The 20,784-nt window shown below is 72.1% G+C and carries 16 protein-coding genes; 5 read left to right on the forward strand and 11 right to left on the reverse strand.

Annotation, left to right across the window (positions count from 1 at the left end; genetic code table 11):
- Positions 1-221: 221 nt before the first annotated feature.
- The 3 genes from dapF to NIE111_RS26830 are packed head-to-tail and all read right to left on the reverse strand — an operon-like array spanning position 222 to position 2,750.
- Positions 222-1,067: a diaminopimelate epimerase gene (gene dapF / locus NIE111_RS26820; protein WP_238687089.1), complete on the reverse strand. Its 846-nt coding sequence runs from the start codon at positions 1,065-1,067 to the stop codon at positions 222-224.
- Between the two features lie 7 nt (positions 1,068-1,074).
- Entirely contained in the window at positions 1,075-1,998 is a 924-nt protein-coding gene (gene miaA, locus NIE111_RS26825) for a tRNA (adenosine(37)-N6)-dimethylallyltransferase MiaA (protein ID WP_372488414.1), read from the reverse strand.
- Positions 1,983-2,750: a class III extradiol ring-cleavage dioxygenase family protein gene (locus tag NIE111_RS26830; RefSeq protein WP_238687091.1), complete on the reverse strand. Its 768-nt coding sequence runs from the start codon at positions 2,748-2,750 to the stop codon at positions 1,983-1,985. Before NIE111_RS26830 ends, miaA begins: the two co-directional genes overlap by 16 nt.
- Before the next feature lie 150 nt (positions 2,751-2,900).
- Here NIE111_RS26830 and NIE111_RS26835 point away from each other — a divergent pair, with 150 nt between their 5' ends.
- The 3 genes from NIE111_RS26835 to NIE111_RS26845 all read left to right on the forward strand — a co-directional run bounded on the left by NIE111_RS26835 (position 2,901) and on the right by NIE111_RS26845 (position 7,868).
- Positions 2,901-4,109, forward strand: a complete 1,209-nt coding sequence (locus NIE111_RS26835; protein WP_238687092.1) for a DUF349 domain-containing protein — start codon at positions 2,901-2,903, stop codon at positions 4,107-4,109.
- Between the two features lie 557 nt (positions 4,110-4,666).
- A complete protein-coding gene (locus tag NIE111_RS26840) occupies positions 4,667-6,259 on the forward strand; it encodes a cellulase family glycosylhydrolase (protein WP_238687107.1) in 1,593 nt (530 codons plus the stop codon).
- Positions 6,260-6,518: 259 nt separating this feature from the next.
- Positions 6,519-7,868 carry a pectate lyase family protein gene (locus tag NIE111_RS26845; RefSeq protein ID WP_238687093.1) on the forward strand — a complete coding sequence of 450 codons (1,350 nt, stop codon included), beginning with the start codon at positions 6,519-6,521 and terminating at the stop codon, positions 7,866-7,868.
- Positions 7,869-7,916: 48 nt separating this feature from the next.
- Here the strand turns inward: NIE111_RS26845 and miaB are convergent, their stop codons facing one another.
- On the reverse strand, positions 7,917-9,410 hold the full coding sequence (miaB, locus tag NIE111_RS26850) for a tRNA (N6-isopentenyl adenosine(37)-C2)-methylthiotransferase MiaB (RefSeq protein WP_308193758.1): 1,494 nt from the start codon (positions 9,408-9,410) through the stop codon (positions 7,917-7,919).
- Positions 9,411-9,631: 221 nt separating this feature from the next.
- On the opposite strand from miaB, the gene NIE111_RS26855 reads away from it, so the two are divergent.
- Positions 9,632-10,540 (forward strand): alpha/beta fold hydrolase, encoded by a 909-nt coding sequence (locus NIE111_RS26855; RefSeq protein WP_238687094.1) that lies wholly within the window; start codon positions 9,632-9,634, stop codon positions 10,538-10,540.
- A 63-nt stretch (positions 10,541-10,603) separates the two neighbouring features.
- Here NIE111_RS26855 and fxsT read toward each other — a convergent pair whose 3' ends face one another.
- The 6 genes from fxsT to NIE111_RS26885 are packed head-to-tail and all read right to left on the reverse strand — an operon-like array spanning position 10,604 to position 19,777.
- Positions 10,604-14,473 (reverse strand): FxSxx-COOH system tetratricopeptide repeat protein, encoded by a 3,870-nt coding sequence (fxsT, locus tag NIE111_RS26860; RefSeq protein WP_238687095.1) that lies wholly within the window; start codon positions 14,471-14,473, stop codon positions 10,604-10,606.
- Positions 14,470-15,732 (reverse strand): TIR-like protein FxsC, encoded by a 1,263-nt coding sequence (locus NIE111_RS26865; RefSeq protein ID WP_238687096.1) that lies wholly within the window; start codon positions 15,730-15,732, stop codon positions 14,470-14,472. The genes fxsT and NIE111_RS26865 overlap by 4 nt, the downstream gene beginning before the upstream one ends.
- Positions 15,729-16,388: a TIR-like protein FxsC gene (locus tag NIE111_RS26870; RefSeq protein ID WP_210785994.1), complete on the reverse strand. Its 660-nt coding sequence runs from the start codon at positions 16,386-16,388 to the stop codon at positions 15,729-15,731. The genes NIE111_RS26865 and NIE111_RS26870 overlap by 4 nt, the downstream gene beginning before the upstream one ends.
- A 52-nt stretch (positions 16,389-16,440) precedes the next feature.
- On the reverse strand, positions 16,441-17,265 hold the full coding sequence (locus NIE111_RS26875; RefSeq protein WP_238687097.1) for an AAC(3) family N-acetyltransferase: 825 nt from the start codon (positions 17,263-17,265) through the stop codon (positions 16,441-16,443).
- Positions 17,249-19,558 carry an FxsB family cyclophane-forming radical SAM/SPASM peptide maturase gene (locus NIE111_RS26880; RefSeq protein ID WP_238687098.1) on the reverse strand — a complete coding sequence of 770 codons (2,310 nt, stop codon included), beginning with the start codon at positions 19,556-19,558 and terminating at the stop codon, positions 17,249-17,251. Before NIE111_RS26880 ends, NIE111_RS26875 begins: the two co-directional genes overlap by 17 nt.
- A gap of 30 nt (positions 19,559-19,588) precedes the next feature.
- Positions 19,589-19,777 (reverse strand): hypothetical protein, encoded by a 189-nt coding sequence (locus NIE111_RS26885; protein WP_238687099.1) that lies wholly within the window; start codon positions 19,775-19,777, stop codon positions 19,589-19,591.
- Between the two features lie 163 nt (positions 19,778-19,940).
- Between NIE111_RS26885 and NIE111_RS26890 the strand changes: the two genes are divergently transcribed.
- The gene (locus NIE111_RS26890; protein ID WP_238687100.1) at positions 19,941-20,189 is read left to right on the forward strand and encodes a DUF2277 family protein; all 249 of its coding nucleotides are present in this window, start codon (positions 19,941-19,943) and stop codon (positions 20,187-20,189) included.
- 48 nt (positions 20,190-20,237) lie between these two features.
- On the opposite strand, the gene NIE111_RS26895 is transcribed toward NIE111_RS26890, so the two are convergent.
- Positions 20,238-20,717, reverse strand: coding sequence for a hypothetical protein (locus NIE111_RS26895; RefSeq protein ID WP_091400520.1), 480 nt, complete (start codon positions 20,715-20,717; stop codon positions 20,238-20,240).
- Positions 20,718-20,784: the final 67 nt, after the last annotated feature.

The raw sequence follows: 20,784 nt of genomic DNA on the forward strand, positions 1-20,784 counted from the left end.
CGCCCCGGCCCCTCCACCCCCCCACCACCCCGCCCCCCCCCCCCCCCCCAGAGCGGCGGCCCGGCCCCGCCCCCCCCACACCCACCACCGCCACCCCCCCCGGCCCCGCGCGTGTAACAAGGGGTTTGCGTAAGGAAGTAGCGGAAACCTGACGAAACCCCTTTGGTAAAGAGGGGGGGGGGGGGGGGGGGGGGGGGGGGGGGGGGGGGGGGGGGGGGCTGTTAGGGGCGGAGCGCTGTTGGGTTCAGCTCGCCGGTGGCCACCAGGACGGCGGGGCCGGAGAGCCAGCAGGAGTCGGCGGTGACCGTCACCGTGAGGCGGCCTCCGGGCACGTCGACCGCGACCACGCCGGTGTTTCGCCCGGCGTCGCGCAGCGCCACGGCACCCACCGCGCAGGCACCGGTGCCGCAGGACAGGGTCTCGGCGCTACCGCGCTCGTACACCCGCATCAGGCTGTGCTCGTCGCTGCCGTCGACCGGGTCACCCGCCACGATGAACTCCACGTTCACCCCACTCGGGAAGACCGCCGGGTCGAACCCGGGCGCGACGGTCAGGTCCAGCGCCGACAGCTCCACGCCGGCCGGCAACACGCAGACCAGATGCGGGTTGCCCACGTCCACGACCGCACCGGCCAGGGTCAGCCCGCCGAGGGTGGCGGCGGAACTGTCGTACACCTGGGGTCGGCGCATCTCGACGGACACGACGTCGCCCTCGACCAGCGCACGCACGACGCCGGCCCGGGTCGCCACCGGCAGCGCCGCGCCGGCCGGCGTGGCCAACCCGGTGTCGAGCAGGTAGCGCACGAAGACCCGGGCGCCGTTGCCACACATCTCGGCGAACGAGCCGTCGGCGTTCCAGTAGTCCATGAACCACTCGGCCTCGCCGGCCAGACCCGCGCCGTCCGGATGCTTGGCCGCGCGGACCACCCGCAGCACGCCGTCCGCGCCGATGCCCCGACGCCTGTCGCAGAGCGCCGCGACCAGCTCCGGGGTCAGGTCGAGCTGACCGTCCGGGTCGGGAAGAAGGACGAAGTCGTTGCCGGTGCCGTGGCCCTTGGTGAACTCCACGCCCCCATCATCGCGCAGCGGCCGGCACCAGACGCAGGGCGGCCCCGATCAGGTCCGGGGTCGTCGAGTCCAGCCAGTGGATCCGCGGGTCACGGCGGAACCAGGACCGCTGCCGGCGGACGAAGCGCCGGGTCGCCCGGACCGTCTCCTCGTGCGCCTGCGCCTCGGTCAGCTCACCGGCGAGCAGGCGCAGCACCTGCTGGTAGCCGAGCGCCCGACTCGCCGTCCGCCCCCCGGCCAGCCCGCGCCCGACCAGCTCACGGGTCTCCGGCACCAGGCCGTCGGCCCACATCCGGTCGACCCGCAGGGCGATCCGCTCGTCGAGCAGGCCGGTGTCCAGGTCGACGCCGAGCTGCACCGACGGGTAGTACGGCGTGGGCTGCGGCAGCGAGGCGGCGAACGGCGCGCCGGTGAGCTCGATCACCTCCAGCGCCCGCACGATCCGCCGACCGTTGCCAGGCAGGATGCCCTCGGCGGCGACCGGGTCGGCGGCGCGCAGCCGCGCGTACAGCGGGGCGGGGCCGACCTCGGCCAACTCCCGTTCCAGCCGGTCCCGCAGCGCCGCGTCCGTGCCGGGGAACTCGAAGCGCTCCAGCACCGCCCGTACGTACAGCCCGGAGCCACCGACCAGCAACGGCACCCGCCCTCGGGACAGGATGTCGTCCACCGCCGCGCGGGCCAGTCGCTGGTACTCCGCGACGCTCGCCGGCTCGGTGACGTCCCAGACGTCCAGCAGGTGATGCGGCACCCCGTCCCGCTCGGCGAGGGTCAGCTTCGCGGTGCCGATGTCCATGCCCCGGTAGAGCTGCATCGAGTCCGCATTGACCACCTCGCCGTCCAAGGCGTGCGCCAACGCGATGCTCAGCGCGGACTTGCCAGCCGCGGTCGGGCCGACCACAGCGACAACCGTGCCCGTCACACCCGCTCCCAGGACGCCACGAAGTAGGCCACCCCGTAGGGAGCGGAGTCGTGCAGCAACTCGCCACGCCACCCACCGCCAGCCGCGCGGGCCGCGCCGGCGAGCACCTGCCAGGGGGCGCGACCGGCGGCCTTCAGCTCCGTCGACACCACCGGGTCGAGGCCGAGCAGGGCGTCCAGGTCCGCGTCGGCCAGCGCCGCGGCGACACTCTGGTCGTACGGGAGGGCGCGCGCGTCGTCGTACCCGGGTGCTTTCTCTCCCCGGCAGGCCGACCCGTCCCCGAGCACCAGCGACGCCACCCGGTCACCGGCGGCGCCGACCTCGTCGGCGAGCGCGGCCAGCTCGGCCGGGCCGGCGTCGGCGGCCACCTGCACTGCCGTCACCGGCGGTCGGGTGTCGTGACGGGCCAGCAACCACGCGCCGATGGTCAGGCTCAACGGCAGCACCGCGCCCCGGTCCGGAAGGCCTGGCACCAACGGCACGTCCAGGTCGACACCCCAGGGCTGGAGAGAACCGGTCGCCGGGGTGCGGATCGGGCCGGTCACCGGGCCGGTGCCCACCAGCACCACAATGTCCGGATCGGCGGCCAACAGCCGGCGTACGGCGGTGTCGCAGGCCGCCCGCAGACCGTCCAACTCCGGGGCTGCGGAGCCGGCCACCTCGGGCACGAGCAGGGGCGGATGCGGGCAGACGGCGGCAGCGACCAGTGGCACCCGTCCACCGTAGCGGGAATCCCCGGTGCGTCTCCGCGCCGATCCGGTCATTCGGCCCCTAGGACACCGTATGGTCACGGTCGGCGATAGGCGCTCGACGCGGACCGGGTCGGACCTGTGACAATGCCGGAAGCAACTTGGCTGCGCCGTGGCGGCGACGGGGGATCGATCCCTCGACGCCGGGAGAACGAGGATGGGTACATGAGCGACTGGACTGCCTTCGGACGGGTGGACGCGGACGGCACCGTGTACGTCAAGACCACCGAGGGAGAGCGGGTGGTCGGATCCTGGCAGGCGGGAGCACCGGAGGAGGGCCTGGCACACTTCGCCCGTCGCTTCGCCGACCTGGTGACCGAGGTGGACCTGACCGAGGCGCGACTCAAGTCGGGTGCGGCGGACGCCGGGCACTCCTTGAGCACGATCCGGCGGATCCGTGCCACGCTGCCCGAGGCCAACGTGGTCGGCGACATCGACGCGCTGGCCACCCGCCTGGACAAGCTGGCGACCCTCGCCGAGGAGAAGGCCGGCGAGGCGCGCGCCGCCCGGGACGCCGCTCGCGGCGAGGCCCTGGCCCGCAAGACCGCGCTGGTCGAGGAGGCCGAGAAGCTGGCCGCCGAATCCACCGGGTGGAAGACCGCCGGGGACCGGCTCAAGGAGATCCTCGACGAGTGGAAGACCATCCGCGGGGTCGACAAGAAGGCCGACGGTGAGCTGTGGAAGCGGTTCGCCGCCGCCCGGGACGGCTTCACCCGCCGCCGCGGCGCCCACTTCGCGTCCCTGGACTCGCAGCGCAAGCAGGCCCAGACCGCCAAGGAGGAGTTGGTCGCCGAAGCGGAGAAGCTCTCCGACTCCACCGACTGGGCCGCCACCGCCAACCAGCTCAAGGACCTGATGACCCAGTGGAAGGCCGCTCCGCGCGCCTCCAAGGAGGCCGAGCAGAAGCTCTGGGAACGGTTCCGGGGTGCGCAGGACGCCTTCTTCAGCCGGCGCAGCGAGGTCTTCTCCGCACGGGACAACGAGCAGCGCGGCAACCTGGAGCGCAAGCAGGCCCTGATCGCCGAGGCCGAGGCGTTGGACATCGACGCCGACCCGAAGGGCGCCCAGGCCAAGCTGCGGGAGATCCAGGCCCAGTGGCACGAGGCCGGCCGGGTGCCCCGCGAGGCAGCCGCCGGGCTGGAGCGCCGACTGCGCGTCATCGACGACAAGGTCCGTGACGTGATGGACTCGGCGTGGCGCCGCACCACCAAGGAGGACAACCCGCTGCTCGCCCAGATGCGGGCGCAGGTGGCGGAGGCCGAGGACCGGCTGGCCCGGGCGCAGAGCGCCGGGGACGCACGCCGGATCAAGGAGGCTGAGCAGGCCCTCGCCTCCAAGCGGCAGTTCCTCCAACTCGCCGAGCAGGCCGGCTGAGCTGACGACGTCCGGAGCCCCCGGTCCCCCAGCGGGACCGGGGGCTCCCGCGTGTCCGCCCCTGATGGTGGGCGGCTCTCGACGACCAGCAGGGGGTGCTGGGGGATCGGGAGCCGGGTTCGGCGCATCCGCGCCCACCAAGGTCATGCTCGATCCAGGATGTAGTGGCCACCTGGTGCCGGGAAACCACTACATCCAGGTTGGAGCACGATCATGTGCGGGGGAGCGCGTTGGGAACGGACGCGCGGCGCGGGCAGCGCCACTCCACACCACGCCAGGCCGGGCGGTACGGGCGGGCGGTGTGAGCGGGCAGGTTGACGCATTGACGTGGGCTGATCAGAATGAGCGACGGAGCCAGGTAGGGCCACCGGCGCGAGGGCGACGAAGGCGGAACATCCGCCGTCGAGGGCCGCCGGTGAGCTTCCGCGAGTGACCACGTCCGCGTGACATGGGCCGTCGTGTGCTGTCCGCGTACCCCTTGGGGGACCGCGACGTGCCGACGGCCGCCCGCCGGCGTCGTTCCTGGACGGCGTCGGACCTCCGAAGTGGAGCTCGAATTGTTCCGTCCTCAAGCTCTCGGCGGCGCGCTCACCGCGCTCGTCACCGTCGCGGCCGGCGTGTTCCTCGCCGCCGCCGTCAGCACCAGCCCGGCCGTCGCCGCCGGCACCGGTACGGGTTATCTGCGTACCAGTGGCAACCAGATCGTGGACAGCACCGGTACGACGGTCCGGTTGACCGGCATCAACTGGTTCGGCATGGAGACCGACAACAAGACCTTCCACGGGCTGTGGTCGAACAACCCGTGGCGGGGACAGCTCGACACGATGGCCCGGCTGGGTTACAACACGTTGCGGGTGCCGTACTCGAACGACGCGCTGAAGCCGGGTGCGACCGCCAGTGGGATCAACGACTTCGTCAACCCGGACCTGATCGGGTTGTCGCCGTTGCAGATCCTGGACAAGGTGATCGACTACGCCGGCAGCAAGGGCATGCGGATCATCCTGGACCGGCACCGGCCGACGGCGGCCGGGCAGTCGCCACTCTGGTACACGTCGACGGTTTCCGAGGCGACCTGGATCAACGACTGGAAGATGCTCGCCCAGCGGTACGCGGGCAACCCGACGGTGATCGGCGCCGACCTGCACAACGAGCCGCACGCGGAGGGCACCAACCCGGCGGCCACCGGCGCGTGCTGGGGCTGTGGCGACACCACCCGGGACTGGCGGCTCGCCGCCGAACGGGCCGGGAACGCCATCCTCGGCGTCCAGCCCAACTGGTTGATCTTCGTGGAGGGGGTGAGCTGCCCGAGCGGTGGCCTCTCCAACGTCTGGGACGGCGACACCAGCAACGACGAGGACTGCGGTTGGTGGGGCGGCAACCTGTCGAAGGCGGGTCAGTTCCCGGTCCGGCTGAGCGTGGCGAACCGGTTGGTCTACTCGCCGCACGAGTACGCCACCTCGGTGTACCGGCAGACCTGGTTCGACGCCCCGGACTACCCGGCGAACATGCCGGCCATCTGGGACAAGTACTTCGGTTACCTCTACAAGCAGAACATCGCCCCGATCATGATGGGTGAGTTCGGCAGCACACTGGTCGACCCGAAGGACAAGGTGTGGCTGGAGAAGCTGATGGCGTACACCGGGACCGGGGTGACCGGGATGTCCTTCACCTACTGGTCGTGGAATCCCAACTCGGGTGACACCGGCGGGATCGCGCTCGACGACTGGACGAACGTCAACACCGCCAAGCAGGCGATCCTCCAGCCGTACCTGATCGCGCCGTCCGGTGGCGGCACCGGTGAGCCGACGGATCCGCCGACGGATCCGCCGACGGACCCACCGACCGGCGCCTGCACGGCCACCTACCGGCAGGTCAACGCCTGGCAGGGCGGCTTCCAGGGCGAGTTGACAGTGAAGAACACCGGCTCGGGCGCTGTGAACCCGTGGTCGGTCGCCTGGAGTTGGCCCTCCGGGGTGACGTTGGGCAGTGGCTGGAACGCCACCGTCACGCAGTCCGGTACGACGGTCACCGCGGCGGCTCCGAGCCATGCCCCGTCCCTGCCGGCGGGCGGGTCGGTGACGGTGGGCTTCACCGCCAACGGCACGGCCAGCGCGCCGGGCACCGTGAAACTCAGCGGCACCGGCTGCTGATCCACCGGGACGGCCGGTGCGCAGCGCACCGGCCGTCCCGGCAGCAGCGCACCGGCCGTCCCGGCCATTTACATTCAGATACTTCTATGTTCTTATCGGGAAAGCGCTTGCCTCTTCGTTGGCGGGCGCGAGCGCGGGAGCCGCTTTCCTTCACGAACCTGCACTGGCGGGCCCGAGGACCACTGGTCCCGGCCGAGACTCGCCGCCCACGGGCATGGGCGTCGCGACACCTCCGTCCGCCTTCTCGAAAGGAAGCAGCATGCGCACAGGACGGCGTCGAATGACGCTGATCGCCACCACTGCCGCAGCCACCGCCACCCTGGTCAGCGCTGCGCTGTTGACCTCCGTGTCCGCCCAGGCGGCCGCCGGCTGCCAGGTGGCCTACTCGGTCGCCAGCCAGTGGCCGGGCGGGTTCACCGGCAACGTCACTGTCACCAACCTCGGCGACCCGGTCTCCGGGTGGACACTGCGCTGGTCGTACGGGGCCGGTCAGCAGGTCAGCCAGGCGTGGGGCGCCACCGCCTCGCAGAGCGGCAGCCAGGTCTCCGCGACAAACGTCGACTACAACGGCAACCTGGCGACAAACGCCAGCGCCACGTTCGGCTTCAACGCGAGCTGGAACAGCTCCAGCAACCCGGCTCCGAGCAGCTTCAGCCTGAACGACGTCGCCTGCACCGGCAGCACCACACCGACCACCCCACCGCCGACCGACCCGCCACCGTCGAGCACTCCCCCGCCCAGCACGCAGCCGCCCTCGACACTTGTCGGCTGGGCCACCCAGAACGGCGGCACCACCGGTGGCGGCAACGCCGCCACCACCACCGTCACCACCGCCTCGGCCCTGACCAGCGCACTGAACGCGACAGGCGCCGCGGTGATCCGGGTGTCCGGAACGATCACCTGCTCGGGCATGCTGCGGGTCCGGTCCAACAAGACCATCCTCGGCAACTACGGCGCGACCATCGCCGGCTGCGGGCTCAACGTCAGCGGTGACCGCAACGTGATCATCCGCAACCTGACCTTCCGCAGCTGGAACGACGACGCGATCAATGTGCAGGAGTCGGCCACCAACATCTGGATCGACCACAACAGCTTCAGCAACGGGTACGACGGGGCCGTCGACATCAAGCGCGGCTCGGACTTCGTCACCGTCTCGTGGAACCGGGTCTTCAGCCACGACAAGACAATGCTGCTCGGCCACAGCGACGACAACGCCAGCCAGGACGTCGGTCACCTGCGGGTGAGCTACCACCACAACTGGTTCGACGGCAGCAACCAGCGCAACCCCCGGGTGCGCTTCGGCAACCCGGTGCACGTGTACAACAACTACTACCGGGCCAACGGCGGCTACGGCGTGGCGTCCACGGAGAACGCCGGGGTGCTCGTCGAGGGCAACTACTTCGAGAACGTCGACGACCCGTACCACCGTGGCGAGGGAGACTCGGGGCCCGGCAACCTGGTCGCCCGCAACAACCACTTCGTCAACTCGCCCACCGGCCAGGCCGGCGGCAGCGTGGCCAGCATCCCGTACTCCTACCAGCTGGACACCGCGAGCAACGTCAAGTCCATCGTGACGGCGGGCGCCGGCGCCGGCCGGATCACCGTCTGACTCGACCCTTCACGGAAGGGCCCCTCGTCCAGGGGCCCTTCCGTGCGGTCAGTGGGTGGCGCAGCCAGCGGCGGGGGCGGCCACGACCGGCGGTGCGCCGATCGTCGGCAGACCGAGCAACACCCCTGGGGTACGCGGGGAGCGACCCGCCTCGGCCGCGTCGCCGGCCCGGGTGCGACGGTGCGCCACCGGCGGTCCGTCGGCGTTCAGGTGGTGCGGGGCGGCGTACGTGACAGTGGTGTGCACGATGTCGCCCGGCCGGATCTGACCGGCGAGGGACTCCCCGTCGGCGGTCTCGGTCGCGAAGTGCACCAGTCGACCGTCGCGCGCCCGACCGGACATCCGGCCGGTCCGCTCGTCCTTGCGGCCCTCACCGACGGCGACCAGCACCTCGACGGTCTCACCGACGAGGCGCTTGTTCTCCGCCCAGGTGATGTCCTCGACGCAGGCGATCAACCGCTCGTAGCGTTCCTGCACGACCTGCTTGGGCAGCTGATCGTCCATTGTCGCGGCGGGGGTGCCGGGCCGCTTCGAGTACTGGAAGGTGAAGGCCGAGGAGAACCGGGCCTCCCGGACCACGTCCAGGGTGCGCTGGAAGTCGGCCTCGGTCTCACCGGGGAAGCCGACGATGATGTCGGTGGTGATCGCCGCGTCCGGCATCGCCGCGCGGACCTTCTCGATGATCCCCAGGTAGCGCTCGGAGCGGTAGGACCGGCGCATCGCCCGGAGCACGTCGTCGGAGCCGGACTGCAACGGCATGTGCAGCGAGTGGCAGACGTTCGGCGTCTCGGCCATGGCGGCGATCACGTCGTCGGTGAAGTCCTTCGGGTGCGGGCTGGTGAAGCGCACGCGCTCCAACCCGTCGATGTCGCCGCAGGCCCGCAGCAGCTTGCCGAACGCGAACCGGTCACCGAACTCCACGCCGTACGAGTTGACGTTCTGCCCGAGCAGGGTCACCTCCAGCACGCCCTCGTCGACCAGGGCGCGCACCTCGGAGAGGATGTCGCCGGGGCGCCGGTCCTTCTCCTTGCCGCGCAGCGCCGGCACGATGCAGAACGTGCAGGTGTTGTTGCACCCCACCGAGATCGACACCCAGCCGGCGTACGTGGACTCGCGGCGGGTGGGCAGCGTGGACGGGAAGACGTCGAGCGACTCCAGGATCTCCACCTCGGCGGCGGCGTTGTGCCGGGCCCGCTCCAACAGCACCGGCAACGCGCCGATGTTGTGGGTGCCGAAGACCACGTCCACCCAGGGGGCCTTGCGGACGATGTCGCCCCGATCCTTCTGAGCGAGGCAGCCGCCGACCGCGATCTGCATCCCGGGATGCTTGTCCTTCACCGGGCGCAGACGACCGAGGTTGCCGTAGAGCCGGTTGTCCGCGTTCTCTCGCACCGCGCAGGTGTTGAAGACGACGATGTCCGGGGTGTCGTCGGTCGGCACCGCGCGCACGTAGCCGGCCTGTTCGAGCAGGCCGGAGATCCGCTCAGAATCGTGCACGTTCATCTGGCAGCCGTACGTCACGACGTTGTAGGTCCTAGCCACCCTCTTGGTGCCCCTTCCCCTCGGGCTACCAGGGTAGCGGCCCGTTCGGGTGGCCCAACCCACCGGCATTGACCCGCTGGCCCATGGCGGGCATCCACGACGGGCAGTACGCTGCACAACAAGGATGTGTTCTGGGCGATTTCGGGGGCTTTGCACTCGGTGCCGACGATGCGCCGGCTCCGTTCACGGGGGAGCACATGACGACCCGCGGGAGGCCAACCGTGACGCGACAAGATGCGACACAGCGCACCGTCACGACCCCGGACGGGCGGCGCCTCGCGGTGGAGACCTCGGGAGCGCCGGACGGGCCGGCGGTCTTCCTGCTGCACGGCACCCCGGGCAGCCGCAGCGGCCCTCGCCCCCGGGGCATCGTCGTCTACCGCCTCGGCGTGCACCTCGTCTGCTACGACCGACCCGGGTACGGCGACTCCGACCGGCACGAGGGCCGGCGGGTGGCCGACGCCGCCGCCGACGTGGCGGCGATCGCCGACGACCTCGGCATCGACAGGTTCGCGGTGGTGGGCCGATCCGGTGGCGGGCCCCACGCCCTGGCCTGCGCCGCGCTGCTGCCGGACCGGGTCACCAGGGCCGCCGTGCTGGTGGGGCTCGCCCCGGCCGGCGCACCCGACCTGGACTGGTACGCGGGCATGGCGGAATCGAACGTGGAGGACTACGGGCAGGCCGACGAGGACCTCGCCGAACTCACGCTCAATCTGAAAGTTCGTGCGGACGAGGCCCGCCGGGACCCGATGACGCTTCTGGACTTCCTCCGCCCCCAACTGCCCGACGAGGACATCCGGGTCGTCGACGACATCGCGATCCGCCGACTGCTGACCGACATGTACTCCGAGGCGCTACGACACGGCCCCGAGGGTTGGATCGACGACGTGCTGGCGATCCGGCGCGGCTGGGGGTTCGACCTGGGCGCCATCCGCGCGGAGGTCCGGCTCTGGCACGGCGAACAGGACCGCTTCTCCCCGGTGGAGCACTCACACTGGCTCGCCTCGCGGATCTCGCGCGCCGAGGTGCAGGTGCAGCCCGGCGCCGCGCACTTCGGGGCGGTGGAGATCCTGCCGCAGACCCTGACCTGGCTGGCCACGCCGGACCTCGCGACCAGCCCGCGGCTCTGAGCGCCCGGCCCGGCCGGGCCGGCGGGTCGGCCCGGACAGCCGGCCGCCCGCCGAACGCCCCGCTCAGATGGTGTGTGGGTCGATCACCCGGACCACGAACCGCCGTTCGCGCAGGGTCTGCACTGTGGGATGTTCCAGACCGATCACCTCGGCCAGCCGGTCCGCCACGGCGCCGACGTCTTCGGTGGCCGGGCCGTCGCCGGCCCGCCTCGCCACCAGGGCGAGATCGCCGAGGCAGCGCAGCGTGTCGGGGTGTTCCGCACCGATCACCGCGGCCAGTCGGCCGGCGGTTTCCCGCAGGCGGTCCCGCGCCGACTCCCAGTCACCCTCCTCGGCGAGACACACCGCCTGGTTGACCTCCGCCGCGAGGGTGTGCGGGTGGTCCGGCCCGAGCACCTTGCGCAACTCGCCGACCGCCCGGGACGCCGACGCGAGCGCGTCCGACCTGCGCCCGAGCGCGCGCTCCGCCGCCGAGATGTTACTCACCGTCGCCAGGGCGTGCGGGTGTTCCGGGCCGAGCCGGAGCTGCTCCTCGAACGCCACCCGCACGGCGTTCATCTCGGTCAGCGCCCGAGCCGCGTCGCCGACGGCCAACAGGTTCGCCGCACGACTCGACCGGCACGCCACCGTGTCCGGGTTGTCCGCCCCGAAGCGTTCGTCGAGTTCGCGGTAGGCCGTCTCGAACATCGGCGCGGCCTCGCTGCCCCGACCGGAGCTGCGCAGGGACACCGCCAGGTTGACCTGGGCGGCGAGACTCTGGCCGTCATCCGGCCCGAGCACCTCGCAGTACGTGTCGTACACGGTGCGCAGCAGGGTGGCAGACCTTTCGTACTCGCCAGCTTCCCGCAGGTCGCTGCCGAGCCGCACGGCGGAGACGAGTGTGTAGGGGTGCGTGGGGCCGAGAACCAGCCGCCGCCGCTGGTGCACCTCGTCGTCCCACCGACGGGCCGACCGGTAGTCGCCGACCAGCCGGTACGAGACGGCGAGGTTGTTGGCCGCGCTCAACGTCCGAGGGTGGTCCTCGCCGAACACCTGGAGCCAGGAGGCGTAGGTGGACCGGTCCCGTTCCAGGGCCTCGGCGTAGCGGCCGAGCGCCCGCAGGTCACCGCCGAGGCTGCCGGCGGTCATCAGACTGTGCGGGTGCAGCGGACCCAGCAGGCGGCGTTGCTCGGCCAGCACCGCCTCGTCCAGGTCCCGTGCCTCGTTGAACCGGCCCAGACTGCGCAGGATGTTCGCCCGGTTGAACCGCAGGTGCAGCAGTTGGCGGCCCAGGGCCGACGCCTCGACCTCGTCGTGCGTGTCCCCGAGCCGGGCGCTCCAGGTGTCGTCCACCTCCTGGCTGAACGTGTCGGCCTGGTCCAGACCACCGCGCTGCCACAGATAGCGGACCCGGTCGATCAGTAGCTGACACACCGGCTCGTCCGGGCAGGTCAGCGCCTCGGAGACCTCCAGGTGCGGCCAGAGCATGCGCAGCCGGGCCCAGGTGGTCGGGTCGTCCACGTCGCCTCGGGGCCGGGACGCGGCCAGCACCAGGTGCACCTGGTGTCGGGCGGCGGTGATCTCGTCGTCGGTCATCCGGTCGCGGACCACCGCCTGCAACAGCCGGTGCACCTGGACCCGACCGCCCTGGACATCGAGTTTGAGCAGTGCCAGGCGGTTGATCTGCTGGACCAGGGCGCCGCGCACCAGCCGCTCGGAAACCGACGGGTCGAACGGCACGAGGGCCGCCGCCATCTCGTCGCTGTAGATGAGTTCGAGGGCGATCTCCGGGGCCAGCACCGAACAGAGCTGCAACAGCCGGTAGGCGGCCGGCGCCTGCTCCAGCAGCCGGTTCAGTGACAGGTCCCAGGTCGCCTCCACGGAGAGGGCGCTGGGGCCGTGCCGCTCGATCTGCCGCAGGTAGTCGGCGACCGACGTGCCGGTGTCGGCGAGCCAGGCGCCCGCCGCGGCCACCGCGATCGGAAGGTCGCCGAGCGCCTCGGCCACCCGGTCGGCCTCCTCGGCGCTGATCGTGGGCACCCGCTGGGCGAGGTGCGCCACACTCTCGGTGCGGTCGAAGACGTCCACCTGGATCGGGTTCGCCCGGTCGCCCCAGGCGCGGTTGCGGGAGGTCAGCAGGACGTGCCCGGGGCCCTGCGGCAGGAAGGGCTCGATCTGGTCGAGTTCTTCGGCGTTGTCCAAGACGACGAGCCACCGCTCGTACGGCTCACCACGGCCGAGCACCTGGAGCACCGACCGGACCGTGTCGGGCAGGGTCGGCCCGCCGAGGATGCCGAGGCGACCGGCGAGGTCGGCGAGGGCCGTGTCGACGAACTGCGGCGGGTCCGCCACGATCCACCAGACCACGTCGTACCCGGCCTTGAACCGGTGCACGTATTCCAAAGCCACCTGCGTCTTACCGACGCCGCCCATACCCTGCAGGGCGACCGGCAGCACCACCGCGCTGCCCCCGCTCTGCAACTGCGCGCGCAGCCGCGCCAGGTCGTCCTCCCGGCCGGTGAACCGGGCGTTTCGGTTGGGAGCGTTGAAGATCAACGGCTCGGTGCCGGGGTAACGGGCACTCCCACCCGCTGGGCCGTCCGCCGACGACGGCACCGGTCGGCCGACCAGCCGCAACACCCGCTCCACGGCGGTCGCGGCGCTCACGTTGACCAGGTTGGTGGAGCTCTGGGACGGGAACTCGGCCAGCGGGCGCAGGTCGGCGACATACACGGCCAGGGCCGTGGAGCCGGTGCTCGTGTCCCGGTCGGGCAGGCCACCGGACGGGGTCGCCACGTAGGCCGGCGAGACCACTGTGAGCGTGCGCGGGGCCGGCGTACCGGCTGACCCGACGGCGGCCGTGGGCTCCACCACCCGCAGCCCGGCCGAGCTGAGCACCCGCTCCAGCCACTCGGCCCAGATGGCGTCCTCCGGCGCATACCGGAGCACGATCTGGTCGTCGATCGCCTCGGTGCGTCGGCGGAACCGGGCCTTGCCCCGCTCCCGCACCGACTCGTCCATCACCGGCAGCGCGGTCACCGCGCCGTCGGTGAGGATCCCGGTCAACGTCTCGAACGCGGCCAGCAGCGACGTCGGTGAGCCCGGCGGGTCGCCGAACGTCGCGAGGGTCTCCTCGTACGCGTAGAACGGCCGGTACGGGACCTCCACGGCGGCCCAGTAACGCCGCCGTTCCGCCTCGGTCATGCCGGCCGGCAACCCGGCGAACCGGCGCATGGCCAACAGGCGACCCGCCTCGGCCCGCTCCTTCTCGGCCTGGTCGACACGCATCGGCACCGGCAGGACCCGGATGTCGCGCCGCCGGTACCGGTCCCGTACCGAGTGCGCCACCCGGGCCGCGCCGTCGATGCCCTGGTCGCTGAGGGTGAAACAGTCGACCAGGGTGTCCGGTAGGTGCAGGGTGCAGATGTCGGCGACGTCGCTCAACCCCGTCCGGCTGTCGATCAGGGTGAAGTCGTACTGGCGCTTCATGTCCGCCCGCAGCGCCTCGAAGAACTGCGCGCCGCCCAGCCGGTTGTAGAAGTTGTCCCAGTCCAGCCCGCTCACCGAGACGGCGTAGTCGCTGTTCTGCCGGCCGGCGGAGAGGAAGTCGAGGCCGCCGCCGTCGGGGAAGTTCCAGCGCAGCGAGAACGCGTGCCGCCCGACCCGGGCATACTGCTCCATCCAGCGGTCCGGCCGGTCGTTGACCCGGGTGGTCTCCCACTCGTAGTCGCGAATCATGTCGATCACACCGCTGGTGCCCTGGATCGCCTCGGCGTCGAGGAACGGGTGGAAGAAGCGGTGCAGACCGGGCGACTCGAGGTCCCAGTCGGCGACGAGCACACGCCGGCCGCTGGCCGCCAGGATCCAGGCCACGTTGGCCAGCGCCATCGTTCGGCCCGTTCCACCCTTGAACGAGTAGAAGGTGACGACCTGGCCTTCGCGATCGTTGTTCATCGGTTTTCTCCGTGGGGACGCGGTGGGGCCGGATCATCAGGCGGGGACGCCGGGTCGGTCGAGCCGGCGGCGGGCAGGCCATCGCGCAGGCTCGGCACCGGCTCCGGCGGTGGTTCGAAGGGGACGACCGGGCCGTACTTGAGGAACTGACGGCGCGCCTCGGTGACCAGCGCGGGCATCAGGTCGACGAACTCGGGCATGTTGCACGCCCGCTTCACCTGGGGCAGGCCGGCGTCGTGCAACAGCTGCGTCACCTCGGTGGCCCAGCGGGTGGCGTCCTGACTGTCGTCGTCGTCGGTGACCACCAGCGGAACGACCCACTCCCGCAGGCCGTGCAGCATCCGGGCGAGAACGCCGGCCGCGTCCGGCGCCGCCGCGATCCACGGGTCGACCAACAGCACGGCCGGCCGCCGATCGAGCAACGCGGAGGCCTGCGCGAAGTCCTCGGTACGGGCCGACAGCCCGAGCCGCTCGGCGGTGCTGACCGCGTACTCGGCGGCGGGTAGTTGCTGGCTGCGCCCGTACGGCCGCCAGAGCCGGCCGCTGGCCGCGTAGCCGGCGGGGTCGCGATCGCTCGGCAGCCGGTCCCGGGTCGGGGCCAGGACGGCGACGACGAAGTCCGGGTCGGTCGGCGCCGGACGGACCACCTCGTCCAGGCCGGGCGCCCGGGACGGGCCCATCGGACGCCGCTCGGCGGTGTGCACGATCCGGCTCGCCAGGCGGCTCAGCATCAGCTCGTACTGGGCCCGGTAGGAGGCCAGCATGCAGAACGCGCGCAGGCCGTCCGCTGCGTACTCCGGGACGTCCCGGCCCAGGTCCAGGGCGCCGTCCAGCTCCGGGTGGGCCTCCCACGGGGGGAACGGGATCCACAGCACCGGTGTGAGATGGCCGGCGGTGATCCGGGTCGACCCGGCGGCGGCCAGCCGGGCCCGGAAGGACTCCTGCTCCCCCAGCGCCCAGGGGCGGCTGAAGTAGCCGGGCGAATAGAGCGGGACGAAGACCTCAGCGTCACCGAGCGCCTCGGCGAGGGCGGCCTTCCAGTCGGCGCCCAACGGGATGTGCTGGTCGAAGAAGCCGATCCGCATCCCGGCGACCGGTCGCGCCTGACGCCGCACCTCGTCGGTCAGGTCAGCGAAGAACTGGCCGACCCAGACGTCGGCGTCGGCCCGGGCGCCCGGCGGCGGCGCCGAGTGTGCGTAGCTCAGGAAGAAGTACGTCCCGCGGGCCCCCGGTCGGCGTCGGGCCGTCGGGGGGCTCACTCCGACTCCTCGGCGAACCGGTTGCACAGCTCGTCCACGCTCGCCGGCACCCAGGGTTCGACCAGGTACGACCGGTGGATGGCCACGATGCGTTGCGCGAGCCGCCAGACCACCGCCCGGTACGCGTTCTCCCACTGCATGGTCAGCAAGCCGTAGACCCCGTCCCGCTGGTAGTGCACCGCGATGTCGGGATCCGGCATCGCGGTCGGGGTGAAGCGCTGGATGTCGCGGAGCACCCGAGGCAGTGCCGTGCCGTTCGTCGGCGACCAGGTGACCGGCACGATCGCTGTCTCGTGGATCGAGGCCGAGCGGTGTCGCGGGGTGATCCGTCGGCGGGAGAACGCGTCCCACTCCCGGCCGCACCAGTCGCTGCCGAGCAGCGCGCTGGAGACCAGCGGAACGAAGACCTGGCAGGTGCCGGCGGCCTGGAGAAGCTCCGGGCTCCAGCGTTCACCGCCGGCGATGGAGCTGTCCAGGAAGCCGGCGTCCACTCCGGTCACCGGGCCGACCAGTTCGCTGACGTGGACGGAGAGGTCCTCGAAGAAACGGGAGACGTACTCGGCGGGTTTGCCGGTGGCCCGGCCGACCGGCGCCCGCGAATAGCTGATGAAGAAGAGTGGGGCGCGTGCTTGGGAGGGTGCGTCCACTGTGCTCACCGCTGACCCTCCGCCCTCCCCACGCGGCCGGATCATCAGCGTAGTCCCCGCGTCAACGTCGCGCCGCCAACCGGTTCGTGGTGAACCAACCAGTCGCGAAGTCGACAGCGGCCCGGGCCGGCAGCAGGCGGGCGTCGGCCCGCCCCACCCGACCGTGCCGCACCAACGGCGTGTCGTCGAGCGCGGCGCCCACCATCGGGAAGTCCCGGTCGTCCAGGTCGAGGGCCCGGAAGTCGAGGCGGACCCGTCGACCGTCGACGAGCCGGAAGCAGCGGTAGTCCCGCTCGGGCGGTGGCACCGGCAGCCGGTACTCGGCCAGGTGCAGGGCGCTGCACACCTCGTAGCCGATGCCGAGCAGCAGGATCTGCCCGTCCGCCGCGTAGAGGCCGCCGACCGGTGAGCGCTCCCCCAGGTGACAGGTGAGGTCATGGCCGTCGGTGAGCTGCCGGGCCCGCGGGCCGAGCGCGGCGAACGAGGTCTGCGGATGGTCACTGCGCACGGCGCCGGGGGTGCACCGGACGTACTCGGCGAGCGCCCCCATCCGATGGGAGGGGGTGGTCCGGCGGTCCCAGCCCGGCAGCGCCGCCTCGTACCGTTCGCGCTGCGCCCGGTCCATTTCTGCGGTGGCCGCCAGGTGGACCCGGGAGGTGGTCGAGTTGCCGTCGGTCTGGGTGGGCACCAGCAGCGTGCCGGCCGGGCCGAGGACGTCGCGCAGCGCGCCGGCGAGGGTCGCCGGGCCATGTTCCAACGGGCCCACCCGGCGCAGGCCGCAGTGCACCAGTAGGCACACCCCCGGGCGTACGCCCAGCGCCCGCAGGTCGTCGGCGAGGCGGCGACGGCCGAGTCTGGGCGGTGGGTGCTCATCTGGACCCGACACGGGTCGCCTCCAGGGCGTGGCGCAGCTGGCCGACGAACCGCTCACCCGCAGCGGTGAGCGACCGGCTGGCCAGCAGCGCGTCGACGCCGTCCCGGGTCCACGCCAGGAAGTGGGCCGCGTGCGCCGACGCGCCCGGATCGTCGGTGACCGCCCGGGACTGCCAGACCTGGGTGACGGCAAGATGGGCGTACACCCCCTGGAGGACGCCCTCCGGTGGCCGCGGGTCGGGGCGCCACGGCACCCGGATCCGAAGGCCCTGCCCGGGTTCGACGAGGTCGTACAGGTCGAGCACCGCACCCAGCTTCGCGTGCTGCCACTCGTGCACGAGCAGCACCGCCATCGTCTCCGGATCGGGATGGGGGGTGACGGCGACCGCGCCGAACGCGTGTCGGGCGGTCGCGCTCCGCAGTGGTCGCGCCGGGTCGGGCGCCAACGGAACGACGGCACGCAGACCGCCGTCGAGCGCCGCCGCGTGCGCCGGCACGTCCCGGTGCACCACCCGCCAGGCGGCCGCCAGGGTACGGCCGAACGCCCGCGCCGCCGGACCGTCCAGGCGGGACTCCACCGGCTGGCCGTAGCAGTCGCGGTACGGGTCACCGTCCTCAAGGAGCAACCGGTTACCGGGCACCGACACGTCGCGGGTCGGAAACCAGCCGGTCGACGGCGGCGCCAGCGGATCGAGGAGCACCGTCTGCGCGACCGACCCGCCCCGGACCTGGAGCTCGCCGGGCCGGACTGTCAGCTCGGCGCTCTCCCCGAGGCCGGGCAGCACCAGGCTGCCGAGCGTGGGCAACGTGATCCTGTCGGCCAGCACCGGGACGTGCAACGCGGCCGGGACACCGGCCCGCAGCGCCGCGGCGATGGCGATGGCCGGCAGTGGGTCGACTGCCGCGCCGAGGGTGGGCGGGGCCGACGAGTCCAGGCGATGCACCAGCCCGGGCCGGACGAAGGGATGCGCCAGGACCGCCCGCACCGCCTCCGGCGCCGCCTGGTCGAGGTGGACGAGCAACTCCCAGGCGGCAGTGGTGCCCGACCCGTCCCGACAGGCCGCCAGCAGCGCCCGGGTGATGGAGAGCTGGGTGTCGGCGAGCAGCGCGAGCGTCGACGCCGAGCCGTGCCCGGTCGCCAGGTCGTCCAGCAACCCGTCGACGGGCGAGGTGGTCGACCCTTCGCCCGACGCGAATGCGGTGGGCGGCGGGTAGGCGTCCGCGGTGTCGATCAGGCGGAGCAGATCGGCGCAGTACACCGAGGGGTTGTCGAAGCCGGAGCCGGTGCGCCAGCGGTGGGCGTACAGGCCGCCGCCGCACCGGTCGACCACCGGGCAGGCCCGGCAGGTCGCGCAGAGCCCTTCCACGCCGTCCTGCCGGACGGCGACCCCGGGGTGCCGCGTGACCTCGTCCACCGAGTGGTCGAAAACGTCGAAACCGGTGCCGGCCGCGCCGTGGTACGCGGTCTTCAGTGAGTCGACCTGCTCCCAAGTCCCGTCGGCCTCGATGACCAGCACATCGGCTGGTGCGAGGCCGAACGCCTCGGTGCCGCCGCCGCCCGGGCGCAGCGCCTCGAACATCCGGATCGACACCGGCCGCCCGTCGTCCACCCATCGCCGGTGAATCCGCCCCAGCCAGTCCGCGTACGGGGTGGGCGCGGACCCGGGGCGCTCCGGCGGATCGTCCCAGGTGGCGTGCGGCAGCAACAGGTCGACCCGGGGCGGGCTCTCGGCCAGCAGCGCCTCGTACACCCGGTCGGGATCGTTGCGGACGTCGATCGTGCAGAGGATGCCGGCGTAGCTGGCGCGGTGCTCCGGCTGTCGGAGCAGGGCCAGCGCCCGGCGGACGTGGTCGTGGCTGCTGCCGCCGTGGGCGAAGACCCGGTGGCGGTCGTTGGCGGCCCGGTCGCCGTCGAAGGAGACCCCGACCCGCACGTCGTACTCGACGAACAGCCGACACAGTTCCTCGTCGAGCAGCACGCCGTTGGTCTGCATGCGCAGGTCGAGTCGCGCCCACGGGGTGATCGCCCTGCGCAGCTCGGCCAACACCTCCCGTAACCCGGCGGCCCCCAGCAGCAGCGGCTCACCCCCGTGCAGCACCACGTGCACGACCGGCAACTCGTGCGCGCGGGCGTGCTCGGCGATGCGCCGTGCGGCGGCCTGGACGGTGGCCGGCGGCATCCGCGTCGGACGGCCACGCCAGGTCTGGTCTGCGTGCTGGTAGACGTAGCAGTGGTCGCAGCTGAGGTCGCACCGGCTGTGCACCTTCAACACGAACTGGCTGATCCGCCGGCAGGATCCGCCCATTCCGGGCGGACCGCACCGGCAGACCATCACTCAGATGGACGAGTTGAAGGCGGCGACGGCAACGATGCCGGACGGCACGGAGTCGTTGGTGACGACTCGGCTGCGCACCGACTCGATCAGATCGGCGTGCTCGACGGCGATCCGTTCCAGCGGAACGCGCAGGCTACGGGTGAGATCGTCTAGGTCGGGACGGGATGGGCGGGTGGGGGCATGGTCCACAATGAGTCTCCGGGGGCCCGGGTCGCTGGGAGCGCGAGCGGCGGCTGTGGCTCGAACGGCTCTGGTCCGTGACCAGGATAGACAAATATCGACCCAGTGTCACCGTCGGTACCACCGCCGGCACGGCGAGTGGCAGTCAGCGGTGGACGGAGGAGGAGCTGACATGTGCCGGAGCATCAAGACGCTGCGTGAGCCGTTCACCCCGCAGGTGACCGACGCGGACGTCGAGGCGGCAGCGTTGCAGTACGTCCGGAAGATCTCTGGCTTCCGAGCGCCCGCCGCGCACAACGCCGCCGCGTTCGACGCCGCGGTGGCCGCCGTGGCCGAGGCGACCCGCACTTTGCTCGACCAACTGGTGGTGCGGGGCGCCGGATCGGGCACCACCGACCGGTCGGCCACCACCGCCAACTGATCGCCGCTGACCGGCACGGCACCCGGCCGGGCCTGACCCTGAAGAGGGTCAGGCCGCGGCGAGCGCCGGTGCGACGGTGTCGGGCGCCCAGCGCGAGCGGTGGCACTGCGACCAGCCCCGACAACCCGGGTCACCCAGCGAGCACAGCCGCAGCCTGCTGAGCACCTCACCGTCCTCGGTGTCCCGCACGTCGAAGTGCACCGGACGGACCGTGCCGTCCGGAGCGACGAGCAGGTGCCGACCCGCGTCGAGCGTGTCGTCGCGCAACAGGCAGTTGCGGCCCAGCAATCGGGCCAGTGCGGCGATGCTCGCGTGCTCGGAGAGCTGCTCGGGCACCCCGTAGCAGTCCACCACCGTCGCGAATTCGCCCGGCGCCTGCCAGACGTCACACACCACCGCGTACGCCGGCAGCCGCGCCGGGTCGGCCACCGCCAGCGGCATCACCACCCGACCAAGCGCCTCCGCCAACGCCGGGTAAACCTCCACGGGTTGAGCCCCGTCGATTCTCCAGTTCCACAGCTCGGTCATTCCGCCTCCTCGCTGCGTTCGTCCCCACCGGCCTCCGGATCGGGCCTTACACACGATGGTGGGGGGC

This window comes from Micromonospora hortensis (assembly GCF_022230935.1).
Lineage (GTDB): Bacteria > Actinomycetota > Actinomycetes > Mycobacteriales > Micromonosporaceae > Micromonospora > Micromonospora hortensis.

Excerpts from the sequence above, each read along its gene's own strand:
- NIE111_RS26830 (WP_238687091.1), bottom strand. The coding sequence starts at position 2,750 with ATGACCGGATCGGCGCGGAGACGCACCGGGGATTCCCGCTACGGTGGA.
- NIE111_RS26835 (WP_238687092.1), top strand. The coding sequence starts at position 2,901 with ATGAGCGACTGGACTGCCTTCGGACGGGTGGACGCGGACGGCACCGTG.
- NIE111_RS26845 (WP_238687093.1), top strand. The coding sequence starts at position 6,519 with ATGCGCACAGGACGGCGTCGAATGACGCTGATCGCCACCACTGCCGCA.
- fxsT (WP_238687095.1), bottom strand. The coding sequence starts at position 14,473 with ATGAACAACGATCGCGAAGGCCAGGTCGTCACCTTCTACTCGTTCAAG.
- NIE111_RS26880 (WP_238687098.1), bottom strand. The coding sequence starts at position 19,558 with ATGGGCGGATCCTGCCGGCGGATCAGCCAGTTCGTGTTGAAGGTGCAC.
- NIE111_RS26890 (WP_238687100.1), top strand. The coding sequence starts at position 19,941 with ATGTGCCGGAGCATCAAGACGCTGCGTGAGCCGTTCACCCCGCAGGTG.
- NIE111_RS26895 (WP_091400520.1), bottom strand. The coding sequence starts at position 20,717 with ATGACCGAGCTGTGGAACTGGAGAATCGACGGGGCTCAACCCGTGGAG.